This is a genomic window from Candidatus Accumulibacter meliphilus (genome assembly GCF_036625345.1).
GTDB classification, from domain to species: domain Bacteria; phylum Pseudomonadota; class Gammaproteobacteria; order Burkholderiales; family Rhodocyclaceae; genus Accumulibacter; species Accumulibacter meliphilus.
On the sequence record NZ_JAZKTZ010000011.1, the window covers coordinates 96,495 to 110,405 of the forward strand.

Consider the following 13,911-nt stretch of genomic DNA (forward strand, 5'->3'; position numbering starts at 1 on the left):
GAAACCAAGTAAAATCCCCCCTTTTCGTCTGTGCAGAAACTCTCCCATGCCTACGTTCCAGGAAGTCATTTTGCGCCTCCAGAATTTCTGGAACCAACAGGGCTGTGTGCTGCTGCAACCCTACGACATCGAAGTCGGTGCCGGCACCTTCCACACCGCGACCTTCCTGCGCGCCATCGGCCCGGAGCCGTGGAGCGCTGCCTACGTGCAGCCGTCGCGCCGCCCGAAGGACGGTCGCTACGGAGAGAACCCCAACCGTTTGCAGCATTACTACCAGTATCAGGTGGTCCTCAAGCCCTCACCGGACAACATCCAGGATCTCTACCTCGAGTCGCTGCGCGCGCTCGGCATCGATACCTCGGCACACGATATCCGCTTCGTCGAAGATGACTGGGAAAGCCCGACGCTGGGTGCCTGGGGACTCGGCTGGGAAGTGTGGCTGGACGGCATGGAAGTGACTCAGTTCACCTATTTCCAGGAAGTCGGTTCGCTGTCCTGCAAGCCGGTACTCGGCGAGATCACCTACGGCATCGAGCGCCTGGCCATGTACCTGCAAGGGGTGGAGAACGTCTTCGACCTGATCTGGGCCGAAGGACCGGGCTACCGGGTGACTTACGGCGACGTCTTCCACCAGAACGAAGTCGAGCAGTCGAAGTACAACTTCGAGCAGGCCAATGTCGAGATGCTCTTCCGACACTTCAGCGAACACGAATCCGAAGCCCGCCGCCTGATCGCTGCCGGTCTGGCGCTGCCCGGCTACGAAATGGTGATGAAGTGTTCGCACGTCTTCAACCTGCTCGACGCGCGCGGCGCCATCTCGGTCACCGAACGCGCGGCCTACATTGGCCGTGTGCGTGCGCTGGCCCGCGAAGTTGCGCAGGCTTACCTTGATTCCCGCCAGGCCCTCGGTTTCCCGATGTGCAAGACGATCACCGGTCGCGAGGCGCAATGAAATGAACGATACCGTCCTGATCGAGCTGCGCAGCGAAGAGCTGCCCCCGAAATCGCTGCGCCAGCTCTCCGAGGCTTTCGCGGACAGCGTTTTTGCGGCCCTGAAAGCGCAGCAGTTCACCGCCGACGACAGCGTATGCACGCCCTATGCCACGCCGCGCCGACTGGCCCTGTCGATCACCGGCGTCGCCGCCCACCAACCCGACCGCATCCTCGAACGCAAAGGCCCCGCGCTGGGCAGCGCGCTCGACGCGACCGGCAAGCCGACACCAGCACTCGCCGGCTTCATGCGTTCGGCCGGCGTCAGCTTCGAGCAACTGCACAAGACGGCTGACGGCAAAAGCGAATACTTTGTCGCCCGCATCGAGAAGAAAGGCGAGACACTCGCCGCCTACCTCGCCGAAATCGTCGCGCAAGCGCTGAAAAAACTGCCGATTCCGAAAGTGATGCGCTGGGGCGACTCGGAGCACCAGTTCGTTCGCCCGGTGCACAGCCTGATCCTCTTGCACGGCGAGCATGTCGTCGCCGGCGAAGTGCTCGGCCTGCGCAGCGACCGACTAACCCTTGGCCACCGCTTCCTGTCCACCGGCGAGATACGCATCGGCAGCACCGCCGAGTACGTCGACAAACTCGCCGCCGGCAAGGTCATTGCCTCGTTCGCCGAACGGCGTGCCGCGGTCGCCGCTCAGCTCGACGCAGCCGCCAAACGCCTCGATGCGCGCATCAACCCGGCCGACGGCCTGCTTGACGAGGTGACGGCGCTGGTCGAATGGCCGGTCGTCTATGCCGGCCAGTTCGAGGCCGAATACCTCGAAGTGCCGCAGGAATGCCTGATCCTGACGATGCAACAAAACCAGAAGTACTTCCCGCTCCTCGATGCCAGTGGCAAGCTGCTCAACCGCTTCCTGATCGTCTCCAACATGCAGGTTGACGATCCCGGTGCGATCATCAGCGGTAACGAACGCGTCGTTCGCCCACGCCTGGCCGATGCGCGCTTCTTCTACGACCAGGATCGCAAAAACGGCTTCACCACCCGCGCCATGCGTCTTGGCGCCGTCGTCTATCACAACAAGCTGGGCTCGCTGGGCGACCGCGCACAGCGCCTGGGCCGTATTGCGCGCAACATTGCCGAAAAGCTCGGCGCCGACGGCAACATCGCCGAAAGCGTCGGCCTGCTGGCCAAGGTTGACCTGCTGACCGACATGGTCGGCGAGTTCCCCGAACTGCAGGGAATCATGGGCCGCTACTACCTGCTCCACGAAGGCAATTCGCCGGAATTTGCCGACGCCGTCGAGCAGCACTACCGGCCGCGCTTTGCCGGCGACGCCCTGCCCCAGGGCAGCATCGCCTGTGCCGCTGCGCTGGCCGACAAACTCGACGCCCTGGTCGGCTTTTTCGGCATCGGGCAACTGCCGACCGGCGACAAGGATCCTTTCGGCCTGCGCCGCGCCGCTCTCGGGGTGCTGCGTATCCTCATGGAGACGCCGCTGCCGCTCGATCTGGCGGAGTTGATCGAGACCGCCGCGCAGGCACTGCAGGCGCAGGGCATTCAGCTCGAACCGGTCAGCCAGCCGCTGCTCGTCTTCATGCTCGACCGTCTGCGCGGCACGCTCAGAGAGGCCGGCTACTCGATCGACGTCATCGAAGCGGTGCTGGCGCAACAACCGACCCGCATCGACCGGGTTACCGCCCGCCTGGCGGCGGTACGCGAGTTCCAGCAGCTGCCCGAATCGCTGGCGCTGGCCGCGGCCAACAAGCGCATCGGCAACATCCTGAAGAAGGCCGATGCGAAGCTGCCCGAAGCGGACGTCGCGCTGCTCGAGGAAGACGCCGAGAAAGCGCTTTTCGAGCGCGTGCGGCTGATCGCCCCGCTGGTCACGTCGCACGTCGCCAACGAGGACTACGCCGAGGCGCTGAAAGTACTGGCTTCGGTACGCGCCGAGGTCGACCGTTTCTTCGCCGAAGTGATGGTCAATGTTCCCGACCCCACGCTGCGCGGCAACCGCCTGGGCCTGCTGAAAGCGCTCTTCGAGCAGCTCAACGCGGTCGCCGACATCGCCAAGCTGGCCGTATGAAACTCGTCATCCTCGACCGCGACGGCGTCATCAACTACGACTCGAAGCAGTTCATCAAGTCGCCGGCCGAATGGCGGCCGATCCCCGGCAGCCTGGAAGCCATCGCCCGCCTCAATCAGGCCGGCTACAAGGTGGTCCTGGCGACCAATCAGTCGGGCGTCGGTCGCGGGCTGTTCGATATGGATACGCTGAACGCCATCCACGACAAGATGTGCCGCGCGCTGCAGGGCTGCGGCGGCCGCATCGACGCCATTTTCTATTGCCCGCATTCGGTCGACGCGCATTGCTCCTGCCGCAAACCCAAGCCCGGCATGTACGTGCGCATTGCCGACTGCTTCAATGTCGATCTGAGCGGCGTCCCGGCAGTCGGCGATTCCCTGCGCGACCTGCTCGCCGCCGCGGCCGTCGGCGCCCAGCCGCTGCTGGTCCTGACCGGCCTGGGCGCGCAGACGGTCGAGGCCGGAGGCCTGCCGGAAGGAACGCTGGTCTTCCCCGATCTCGCGGCGGCCACCGAGCATATTCTGCTCTCCGCCTGATGGTCGTTATCCGGTCGACGCTGTTCCTGCTCCTGGTCAGCCTGTGGACGATCCCTTTCGGAGTGCTCGTCACGCTGGCCATCGCCTTGCCGATCACTGCGCGCTACGCGATCATCGCCTTCTGGCGAAGCGGCTTCATGGCCCTCTCGCGCCACGTTCTGGGCATTCGCTACCAGGTCATCGGGCGCGAAAACATTCCCGCCAGGCCATCGATCGTGCTCGCCAAACACCAGGCGGCGTGGGAGACGGTCGGCCTGCAGGAGGTTTTTCCGCCGCTGGTCTTCGTGCTCAAGAAAGAGCTGCTGCGCGTGCCTTTCTTCGGCTGGGGCCTGGCGGCGCTGAAAATGATCTCGATCGACCGTGCCGCCGCCAAGGACGCGCTCAAGCAGATCTTCGACCAGGGAGGGGACCGTCTCGCCGCCGGCTACTGGGTGGTGATCTTCCCCGAAGGCACCCGTGTCGCGCCCGGCGAGACCTGTCGTTACAAGCCCGGCGGCGCGCACCTGGCGGTCCGCACCGGCGCCCTGGTGGTGCCGGTCGCGCACAACGCTGGTGAAATCTGGGGAAGGGATGCCTTCCGGATCAAGCCCGGCCTGATCACCGTCAGCATCGGCCCGCCGATCGACCCGGCCGAGAAATCGGCGACCAGGATCAACACTCTGGCCGCGGCCTGGATAGAGGAAGAAATGCGCCGACTCTCGCCGCACCGCTACCCGGCGCCTGCCGCTGCCGTCGATGCCGTGGCTGCCTGACGCGGCTTCTCCCGGCGAGAGTTCGCTGCCCGCGCTGCCCGCGCTGCCCGCTGGCGAAACGGCCCGCAGCATCGAACTGGGCGAGCGCACGGTTGCCTATGTCTTGCGCCGGGCCAGCCGGCGCACCATCGGATTGACCATCGACCACCGCGGCCTGCGCGTCGGCGCGCCACGCCGTGCGTCGCTGCGCGAGGTCGAAAGCATGCTCCTGCAGCATGGTCAGTGGATCAGCGAGAAACTCGACGAATGGTCCACGCGGCGAGCGCCCGAAGTGCTGCAGATCAGTGACGGACTGCAGCTGCCAGTGCTCGGCAGGCCGCTGCGCATCCGTCTCGCGCTCGGCGCCAATCGCTGCCTCTGGAACCTGCAGGCGACCGAGCCGACACTCACCCTATGCCTGCGCGCACCGACAGAAGCGGCACGCATGCTCGAGAAAGCGCTGCGCGAAAAGGCCCGCGAACTGTTCGCCGAGCGCCTCACTCACTACGCGCCGCTGCTCGGCGTGACGCTGCCACGGCTGTCGCTGTCGTCAGCGCGAACGCGCTGGGGAAGCTGCAGCCTGCGCAGCGGCATTCACCTCAACTGGCGGCTGATTCATTTCCCGCCGACAGTGATCGACTACGTCGTGGCGCACGAACTGGCGCACCTGCGCGAGATGAACCACAGTCCGCGCTTCTGGGCAATCCTTGCCGGCTTATACCCCGATTACCGGGCGGCGCGCCAGGAACTGAAACGACTCGCCACGACTTGCCCGCACTGGTAAGCAGCGGGCCGAAAAGACAGATTACTTCGGACAGATTACTTCGTCGCCAGGAAGTGGTGAAGCGGCACCGCTATGCTACGCGCATGGGCGCGGCGTGCCTTCCGCGAATCTACTTGCTTGGCCAGACATGTTCTTTATCGCTCGCTGCCTTGCGGGCATACAGGCAGTAATCCATGTCGCTGTTGAAGATGTGCCCGACCGTGAGGCCCAGCACATAGTTCTGAAAAGCCAGTCCGGGTTCGCCAACGATACTCCCCGATTGCGATTTGTGCAGGCGGTCGAGGATGACCTCCAACTCGTGGAGCATCACCTGGTGCTCCGCCTTGTGCGCTGCGAGTTCGGGATAGCCGATCTCGGCCAGCAGTTGCTCCTCGTAGCGGAAATGCGCTTGCAGCACCTTGTCGAGCTTCTCGGCGAGCGCCTTCAGTTCATCGAGGTCGCCATGATCCTGCCAGATGTGTGCGATTTCCAGCGCGAGATTGAAGATCGCCTCGTGCTGCGCGTCGATCTGCGGTTGATGAACCTTGAGGTGGTCGCCCCAGGCGACCAGTTGCTTGAGGGAAAACTCGGAGAGGTTATGAAGACCGGATACGGGAGCAAGACTCATGGTGTTCTTCCTTTCGCTTTCGCAGGGTGGGAGTGCACTTTTGGGACTAGTCCGCCACGACATTCCTCATTAGTGGGTATGGAGACGGCGTTGTCAAGCCCTGATAACGGCAGCAAGGGCCGGCTGCGCCAGCACCTTTGCGCCAGATCAAGCGCAACGCGAGCTTGTCGTGTATCGTCGCCGCTATCCTTACGCGCTGGCACCGTGCTCGTACAAGGCGGTCCGCGCAGGTCCGCGCCGGAAAAGCTGAATACAGCGGCGCTCGACCACCCCCACGAACTGGCAAGGAGAAAACATGAGAATTCTGCACACCATGTTGCGCGTTGGCGATCTCGACCGCTCGCTGGCTTTCTATACCGAGGTCCTGGGAATGCAGCAACTACGCCGTCAGGACTACCCGGGCGGGCGCTTCACCCTGGCTTTTGTCGGTTTCGGGCCGGAGTCGGAAGAAGCGGCCCTGGAACTGACTCACAACTGGGATACGCCGACTTACGAAATCGGCGACGGCTTCGGGCACATCGCCATCGAAGTCGCCGATGCCTACGCCGCCTGCGAGCAGATCAAGACGCGTGGCGGCAAGGTGGTGCGCGAAGCGGGTCCGATGAAACACGGAACGACGGTGATCGCTTTTGTCGAAGATCCCGATGGCTACAAGATCGAACTGATCCAGAAGAAACGCTGCTCACCAGCAGCCGCTTAACGGCTGCCCGCAAGGAAAGAACCATGCTTGACGAAGCACGCTCCTTTGCCCTGGCTGCCCACGGTAGCCAACGCTACGGCGATCGGCCGTATTCCTGTCACCTTGACGCGGTCGTCGCACTGCTCGCCCCCTACGGCAGCCAGGCACAGGTCATCGGCTACCTGCATGACGTGCTCGAGGACACGGCGGTCACCGAGAGCGAAATCCGCGACCGCTTCGGCGCGCTGGTCGCCGACTGTGTCAGCTTGCTTACCGACCTCTCCGGAGCCAGTCGCGCCGAGCGCAAAGCGAAGACCTACGCCCGCCTGGCCACGGTCACCGGCGCCAACGAAGTGGCGCTGCTGGTCAAGGCCGCCGACCGCCTGGCGAACGTCAGAAGCTGCCTCCTCGACGACCAGCGCGGCCTGATGACTGTCTATCGCAAGGAACACGCGGGCTTCAGACGCTCGGCCTACCGCGCAGGCCTCTGCGACCCCTTGTGGTTGGAGCTCGATAGCTTGCTGGCAGTGAGCAGCGTCGCCGTCGATCATGCCTGAGCGACGACGCTAGCCGAGGGCAGCGGAGAGCGGAGAACACGAGGGGTTCGAGATGCAGAACTACTCGAGCTTCATCGCCGCGATTGTCGTCTTCCAGTTGATTCCGGGCCCGGGCACGCTGCAGCCACACAGGAACGGCAGATAGGCCATGGCGGGCGCCAGGCAAGCACACCATCAAACGCTGAGGTACAATATCGCCCTTTTTGCAACTCAATGATTTTACCGAGGTTTCTTAGTGCTCGTTGCCAACAACATCACCATGCAGTTCGGGGTCAAGCCCCTTTTTGAAAACGTCTCGGTCAAGTTCGGCGAGGGCTATCGCTACGGACTGATCGGCGCCAATGGTTCCGGCAAGTCGACTTTCATGAAAATTCTCGACGGCGAACTCGAAGCGACCGCCGGCAACGTCTCGAAAGACGCGCACGAGCGGATGGCTTACCTGCGCCAGGACCAGTTTGCCTTTGAAGAACAGCGGGTAATCGACGTGGTGATGATGGGCCACGCGGAAATGTGGGCCTGCATGGTCGAGAAGGACGCCATCTACGCCAATCCGGAAGCGAGCGAGGAGGACTACCTGCACGCCGCCGAACTGGAAGGCCGCTTTGCCGAATACGACGGCTACACCGCCGAGGCACGCGCCGGCGAACTGCTGCTCGGCGTCGGCATCCCGGCGGAACAGCATTTGGGTCCGATGAGCGATGTCGCGCCTGGCTGGAAGCTGCGCGTGCTGTTGATTCAGGCACTATTTGCCAACCCCGAGATCCTGCTCCTCGACGAACCGACCAACAACCTCGACATCGCCACCATCCGCTGGCTGGAAAACGTGATCAACGACCGCAACAGCACGATGATCATCATTTCCCACGATCGCCACTTTCTCAACCAGGTGTGCACCCACATGGCCGACCTGGATTACGGCAAGATCACCGTGTACCCAGGCAATTACGACGATTTCATGGAAGCCTCGGCGCAGGCACGCGAACGCCAGCAGAACGCCAACGCCAAGGCCAAGGAACGGATTGCCGACCTGCAGAATTTCGTGCGCCGCTTTTCGGCCAATGCCTCCAAGGCCAAGCAGGCAACCTCACGCGTCAAGTTGATCGAAAAACTCAAGCCGGAAGACGTCAAACCGTCGTCGCGACAGTACCCCTGGATCCGCTTTGAATACGATGAGCGGGAGAAACTCCACCGCCAGGCCGTCGAAATCGAAAACCTGGGCTTCGCCTATCCGGGCAGCCAGCAGAAAATCTTCGACAAGCTGAATCTGAGCATCAACGGCGGCGACCGGCTGGCGATCATTGGCGAAAACGGTGTCGGCAAAACGACGCTGCTGAAGCTGCTGATGGGCGAGTTGCAGCCACAACGCGGCAGCATCAAGTGGGCCGAGAAAGCAAGCCTCGGTTACTACGCCCAGGACCATGCCCATGATTTCGACAGCGGCGTCAACCTGACCGACTGGATCGCTGGCTACGCACGCGCCAGCGCGAGCGATGGAGACGACCTCGAAACGCTGATCCGCGGCACCCTCGGACGCCTGCTGTTCTCGGGCAACGAAGTGCGCAAGCCAGTAAAGGTGATCTCCGGGGGCGAGCAGGGACGCATGATTTTCGGCAAGCTGATGCTCATGAAAACGAATGTGCTGGTCATGGACGAGCCGACCAACCACCTCGACATGGAGTCCATCGAGTCGCTCAACACGGCCCTGGAGAAGTTCAAAGGAACGCTGGTTTTCGTCTCCCACGACCGCGAATTCGTCTCCTCGCTGGCGACGCGGATCCTGGAGATTCGCCTTGACGGCACGCTGGTCAATTACCTGGGCACTTACGAAGAGTACCTCGCCAGCCAGGGCCTGGCCTGACGCTGCAGCGACACGGGTCGCTCGTCGGCCCGGCGTAAAGCGGCGGCAAGCGGCCGCAATCGGCGCGCCGGCCCGCCGGCAAAACCCTTGCCCGGATCGGTTGACCGGGCTGGCGACCCGCCTTGCTTCCCTACTTGCTGCCCTACTTGCTCGCAGCGGCGGCCGCTTCGGCCGCTTTCCTGGCTTCTCGCTCGGCATCCTGCCGCGCTCGCTTGTCGAGCTTGGCTTGCCGCTTGGCCTGCTCAGCAGCCGCTTTCTGCCGCCCCGCCTCGGCTTTCCTCGCCTTGTCGGCCAGCTTGGCCTCGCGCTCGGCCAGCTTGGCCGCTTGCTCGGCGCGGTAGCCCTGGGCGCGCTCCTGCTCCTCGGACTGGCGAGCAAGATTGTCGGCAGCGCGTTGCGCTTCCCTGGATTCGAGATCCTGCCGCCGCGCCGCACGCTCGAAATCGATCGCCGGCTGATCGAGCTTGCGCGCCGCGACCAGCGACGCCGCGTGGCGTTTCTTGGCCGCCAGCAGACAATCGCTCATCAGGAACTTCTCGTAGCAGGCATTCTGTTCGGCCTGATAGCGCTTTTCCGCCTGCTCGCGCAGCGCGTCGGCTCGCTCGCGTTGGGCCGCGGCCTGCTCCAGCGTCTGCGGCACGGGAACTTGCACCGGCTCGTCGGCGGACGCCGTAGCACTGATCGACATCAACAGGGCCAGCAAACCGCCCGCAGCACGCATGCAATTCTCCTTCCGTATCCTCATCGAGTGGTGGTGGTCGGTGCGCTCGCTCGCGTCACGGCCACTGGCGAGCAGACTGATGCGCCTGTTAGCCGCGTGTACTATAAACGAGCCTGCTGACCGAGCGTAATCGGAGCCGCGCGCACTCGCCACTGTTCAAGCGCTGCGATCGCCCAAACGCGCTCGCTCTGCGGACCTGGCAGGGCGGATTTGGTAGAATCTCGTCTTTTTGCCAAACCTCACCCACCAGGAGCCTGCCGTGCAAATCGTCTGCCTTGACCTCGAAGGCGTACTCGTCCCCGAAATCTGGATCGAATTCGCCGCTCGCACCGGCATTCCAGAGCTTCGCCGCACCACCCGCGACGAGCCCGACTATGACAAGCTGATGAGCTACCGGCTGTCCATCCTGGCGGAAAACAAGCTGGGCCTGCCGGACATACAAAAAGTGATCGCCGAGATGGGACCGGTCGAGGGCGCCCGCGCTTTCGTCGACGGGCTGCGCGAAACCTATCAGCTGATCATCCTTTCGGATACTTTCTACGAGTTCGCGCATCCACTGATGCGCCAGCTCGGCTGGCCGACATTGTTCTGCCACAGTCTGGAAGCCAACGCCGACGGCAAGGTGGTGAACTACCGGCTGCGCATGCCGGACCAGAAACGCGAGGCCGTGCGACGCCTGAAGGAACTCCGCTTCTCGGTCGTCGCCGCCGGAGATTCGTACAACGACACGGCCATGCTCGGCGAAGCGCATGCCGGCATCCTCTTTCGCCCACCCGAGAAAGTGATCAAGGAGTTCCCGCAGTATCCGGTCACGCAGACTTTCGCCGAACTGCGTGCCGAAATCGACAAGGCCTTCGCCACGCGCGCAGCCGCCTAGGACTGCCGCCGCATGCAGACGAAACGTTTCTACACCCTTTCCGGATCCTGTCCCGACCAGATCGGCATCATCGCGCGCATCTCGGGCTTCATCGCCCAGCACCAGGGCTGGATTCTCGAATCGAGCTATCACGCCGACGATGGCAACGATGACCATGCCAGCCGCTATTTCATGCGCATGCAGGTGAAAGCCGATTCGCTGCCCTTTCATCTGGCCGAGTTCCGCACGCGCTTCGCGCCGCTGGCTGCGGAACTGTCGATGGACTGGAAGATCAGCGACTCGGCGGTCAAGCGGCGCGTGGTGCTGATGGTCAGCAAGCAGGAACACTGCCTTTACGACCTTCTCGCACGCTGGCAATCGAAAGAGCTCGACATCGAAATCCCGTGCGTGATCTCGAATCACGACACTTTCAAGGCTTTCGTCGAGTGGCACGGCATCCCCTTCCACCACGTGCCGATCGGCGCCGACAACAAGCAGGCGGCGCACGCTGAAATCTGTCGCATCTACGACGAAGTCAAGGGTGACACCATGGTCCTGGCCCGTTACATGCAGATTCTGCCGGCCGATATGTGCGCCCGCTACCCGGGACAAATGATCAACATCCACCATTCGTTTCTGCCCAGCTTCGTCGGCGCCCGGCCCTACCACCAGGCCTTCCAGCGCGGCGTCAAGCTGATCGGCGCAACTTGCCACTACGTCACCCGCGAACTCGACCAGGGACCGATCGTCGAGCAGGACGTGATCCGCATCGATCACTCGGACTCCGTCGAAGACATGGTGCGCTACGGCAAGGACATCGAGAAAGCGGTATTGGCGCGCGGGCTGCGCTATCACCTCGAAGATCGCGTCCTCCTGCACGCCAACAAGACCGTGATATTCCGCTGAGCCCCGCCAGTACCGATAGCCATTACCCTCAAGTCTCGGCACGACCAAGTCTGCTGGACGACCACCTGGAGTTTTCTGCCGCATGATCACCCTCAAAGGCGTTACCCTGCGCCGCGGCGCCAGGGTGTTGCTCGATAACACCTCGGTGACCATCAACACCGGCGAACGGGTTGGCCTGATCGGTCGCAACGGCGCCGGCAAGTCGACGCTTTTCGCGCTACTCGACGGCAGCCTGCACGAAGACGCCGGTGAGTTCTTTCGGCCAACCCAGTGGCGCCTCGCGCAAGTTCTGCAGGAAATGCCGGAAACCTCGCAAAGCGCCACCGATTTCGTGATCACCGGCGACACCGCCTTGCTCGCCGCCCAGGAGGAAGTGCGCCTGGCCGAAGCGAGCGCCGACGGCGAAGACCTGGCACATGCCTACATGGCCCTGCACGACGCCGGCGCACACGATGCGCAGGCACGTGCGCAGGCCTTGATCCTTGGCCTCGGCTTCAAGACCACCGAACTGAACAATCCGGTCGACAGCTTCTCCGGCGGCTGGCGAATGCGCTTGCAGCTGGCACGGGCGCTGATGTGTCCGTCCGACCTCCTGCTTCTCGACGAGCCGACCAACCACCTCGACCTGGACGCCCTGGTGTGGCTGGAAAGCTGGCTCAAGCGCTACGAAGGCACAATGCTGGTAATCAGTCACGACCGCGAGTTCCTCGACGCGATTTCGACGGTGACGCTGCATCTCGACAACGAGCAATTGACGCGTTATGGCGGCAACTACAGCGTTTTCGAGGAAACCCGCGCCCAGCAGCTCGAACTGCAGCAGAACGCCTACGCCAAACAACAGGACAAGATCGCCCATCTGCAGAGCTTCATCAACCGCTTCAAAGCCAAGGCGACCAAGGCCAAGCAGGCGCAGAGCCGGGTCAAGGCACTGGAAAGAATCGAGCGTCTGGCTCCGATACTGGCCAATGCCGAGTTCAGCTTCGAGTTCAAGGAAGCCGCCAACCTGCCCAACCCGATGCTGATCATGGACAACGCCAGCTTCGGCTACCCGGCACCTGCCGAGGCCGTCGCCGGCACCCCGCCGACGGTGATCGTCCGCCAGGTCACGCGCTCGGTGCTGGCTGGCCAGCGCATTGGTATCCTGGGCGCCAACGGACAGGGGAAATCAACGCTGGTGAAAACCGTTGCCCGCGTCCTGAGCTGTACCAGCGGCACCCTCGCCGAAGGGAAAGGCCTGCACATCGGCTATTTCGCGCAGCAGGAGCTCGACGTTCTACGCCCCGATGAAACGCCTCTGGATCATATGGTGCGCATGGCCAAAGAGGGACTGCCCAACGGCCAGAGCGGCCGCGAGCAGGATCTGCGCAGCTTCCTCGGCACCTTCAACTTCACTGGCGACATGGTCAAGCAAGCGGTCGGCACCATGAGTGGCGGCGAAAAAGCACGCCTGGTGCTGTGCATGATCGTCTGGCAACGCCCCAACCTGCTGCTGCTCGACGAGCCGACCAACCATCTCGACCTCGGCACCCGCGAAGCCTTGTCGATCGCTCTCAACGAATTCGAGGGCACGGTAATGCTGGTCAGCCACGACCGCTCGCTGTTGCGCTCGGTTTGTGACGAGTTCTGGCTGGTCAGCCGCGGTGGTGTGGCCGACTTTACGGGCGATCTCGATGACTACCAGCGCTACCTGCTTGACGAAGCAAAACGCAGCCGCGACAGCCTCAAGAAATCGCTGAAGAGTGCCAAGGAGCCGCGCCAAGCCGCAGCATCCGTGAGCACCGCGGCCAACCGGAAAGCGCCCGGAACACTGAAAGCCCTGGCCCGCGATCAGGGCCGGATCGAAAAGGAGCTGCTCGATCTGCAGAAAGAACAGCACTCCCTGGAGAGCCGTTTGTCGAAACCACTGGCCGCCGCTGATCTGGCGGCTGTGGGAGCACGCATGAGCGAGATCGCCGAGCAGCTGGCCAAACTGGAAGAGCACTGGCTGACGCTCGCCGAACAGATCGATTCGGCCGGCCAGCCGACGATCTCGTGAGATGCTTGGCCCCCCTACGCAGCAATTGGAGCAGCAAATGAAATATGAGTTGGTGGAGTGGTCGCCGAAGATACTCGTCGGCTTGCCGAACATCGATGTGCAGCATCGGCAATTGTTCGAGCTTGCGGCGACCTTTGCTGGCGATGGCGATCAAATCCGGGTGCTCAAGTCACTGGCCATGCTAACCAAGTACGTGAAAGTCCATTTGCGCGAAGAAGAGCAGATGATGGCCGCTTGCCATTACCCGGGTCTCGAGGCGCATCGGCAACTGCACAAGGAATTCCGGCGAATGCTGTTCACGCTGCTTGAGAATGCTAAACAGATGACCCTCGACGAGATTGCCGACGAGGTCAAGTTCCTGATCAACGGCTGGTTCTACAACCACATCCTGGTCGCCGACTTCGACTACGTGCCGAGCGTCAAGGCGGCCGCCACGCCAACTCCGACGTCTTGACTACCGCTACTGGCTACCCGGCGTCGCCCGAGAACCGCCGCCAGTCAAGCGCTAAGCAGGAACGGCTAACGGTCATGACACGTGGCGACACCCCAAGTCATGAAAGTCATGACCGTTTCCCTCTTCCCCTGACCCTTCTCCCGCGAGGGGAGACGGGAGTT

Annotated in this window: 14 protein-coding genes; 12 read left to right on the top strand and 2 right to left on the bottom strand. The window is 62.9% G+C overall.

From position 1 onward, the window contains the following. Positions 1-46 precede the first annotated feature (46 nt). The 5 genes from glyQ to V5B40_RS20120 are packed head-to-tail and all read left to right on the top strand — an operon-like array spanning position 47 to position 5,077. Positions 47-952, top strand: coding sequence for a glycine--tRNA ligase subunit alpha (gene glyQ, locus V5B40_RS20100; RefSeq protein WP_332356167.1), 906 nt, complete (start codon positions 47-49; stop codon positions 950-952). A 1-nt stretch (position 953) separates the two neighbouring features. After that, a complete protein-coding gene (gene glyS / locus V5B40_RS20105) occupies positions 954-3,026 on the top strand; it encodes a glycine--tRNA ligase subunit beta (RefSeq protein ID WP_332356168.1) in 2,073 nt (690 codons plus the stop codon). Then, on the top strand, positions 3,023-3,562 hold the full coding sequence (gene gmhB / locus V5B40_RS20110; RefSeq protein ID WP_332356169.1) for a D-glycero-beta-D-manno-heptose 1,7-bisphosphate 7-phosphatase: 540 nt from the start codon (positions 3,023-3,025) through the stop codon (positions 3,560-3,562). Before glyS ends, gmhB begins: the two co-directional genes overlap by 4 nt. Beyond that, positions 3,562-4,314 carry a lysophospholipid acyltransferase family protein gene (locus tag V5B40_RS20115; protein ID WP_332356170.1) on the top strand — a complete coding sequence of 251 codons (753 nt, stop codon included), beginning with the start codon at positions 3,562-3,564 and terminating at the stop codon, positions 4,312-4,314. Before gmhB ends, V5B40_RS20115 begins: the two co-directional genes overlap by 1 nt. Then, complete coding sequence (locus tag V5B40_RS20120) at positions 4,298-5,077, top strand: M48 family metallopeptidase (protein ID WP_332356171.1); 780 nt, start codon at positions 4,298-4,300, stop codon at positions 5,075-5,077. Before V5B40_RS20115 ends, V5B40_RS20120 begins: the two co-directional genes overlap by 17 nt. Positions 5,078-5,186: 109 nt before the next feature. Here V5B40_RS20120 and V5B40_RS20125 read toward each other — a convergent pair whose 3' ends face one another. Continuing rightward, on the bottom strand, positions 5,187-5,684 hold the full coding sequence (locus V5B40_RS20125) for a bacteriohemerythrin (protein ID WP_332356172.1): 498 nt from the start codon (positions 5,682-5,684) through the stop codon (positions 5,187-5,189). 295 nt (positions 5,685-5,979) lie between these two features. Between V5B40_RS20125 and gloA the strand changes: the two genes are divergently transcribed. From gloA to V5B40_RS20140, 3 genes are all read left to right on the top strand, one after another. Next, a complete protein-coding gene (gloA, locus tag V5B40_RS20130) occupies positions 5,980-6,384 on the top strand; it encodes a lactoylglutathione lyase (RefSeq protein WP_332356173.1) in 405 nt (134 codons plus the stop codon). A gap of 23 nt (positions 6,385-6,407) precedes the next feature. Beyond that, positions 6,408-6,920: an HD domain-containing protein gene (locus tag V5B40_RS20135; protein WP_332356174.1), complete on the top strand. Its 513-nt coding sequence runs from the start codon at positions 6,408-6,410 to the stop codon at positions 6,918-6,920. A gap of 235 nt (positions 6,921-7,155) precedes the next feature. Continuing rightward, positions 7,156-8,778, top strand: coding sequence for an ABC-F family ATPase (locus V5B40_RS20140; RefSeq protein ID WP_332356175.1), 1,623 nt, complete (start codon positions 7,156-7,158; stop codon positions 8,776-8,778). Between the two features lie 142 nt (positions 8,779-8,920). Here V5B40_RS20140 and V5B40_RS20145 read toward each other — a convergent pair whose 3' ends face one another. Beyond that, positions 8,921-9,499 carry a hypothetical protein gene (locus tag V5B40_RS20145; RefSeq protein ID WP_332356176.1) on the bottom strand — a complete coding sequence of 193 codons (579 nt, stop codon included), beginning with the start codon at positions 9,497-9,499 and terminating at the stop codon, positions 8,921-8,923. Between the two features lie 259 nt (positions 9,500-9,758). Here V5B40_RS20145 and thrH point away from each other — a divergent pair, with 259 nt between their 5' ends. The 4 genes from thrH to V5B40_RS20165 all read left to right on the top strand — a co-directional run bounded on the left by thrH (position 9,759) and on the right by V5B40_RS20165 (position 13,750). Next, a complete protein-coding gene (thrH, locus tag V5B40_RS20150; RefSeq protein ID WP_332356177.1) occupies positions 9,759-10,376 on the top strand; it encodes a bifunctional phosphoserine phosphatase/homoserine phosphotransferase ThrH in 618 nt (205 codons plus the stop codon). A 12-nt stretch (positions 10,377-10,388) separates the two neighbouring features. Continuing rightward, positions 10,389-11,261 carry a formyltetrahydrofolate deformylase gene (gene purU / locus V5B40_RS20155; protein ID WP_332356178.1) on the top strand — a complete coding sequence of 291 codons (873 nt, stop codon included), beginning with the start codon at positions 10,389-10,391 and terminating at the stop codon, positions 11,259-11,261. An 82-nt stretch (positions 11,262-11,343) separates the two neighbouring features. After that, positions 11,344-13,296, top strand: coding sequence for an ABC-F family ATP-binding cassette domain-containing protein (locus V5B40_RS20160; RefSeq protein WP_332356179.1), 1,953 nt, complete (start codon positions 11,344-11,346; stop codon positions 13,294-13,296). 37 nt (positions 13,297-13,333) lie between these two features. Next, complete coding sequence (locus V5B40_RS20165; protein ID WP_332356180.1) at positions 13,334-13,750, top strand: bacteriohemerythrin; 417 nt, start codon at positions 13,334-13,336, stop codon at positions 13,748-13,750. The last annotated feature ends 161 nt before the right edge of the window (positions 13,751-13,911 follow it).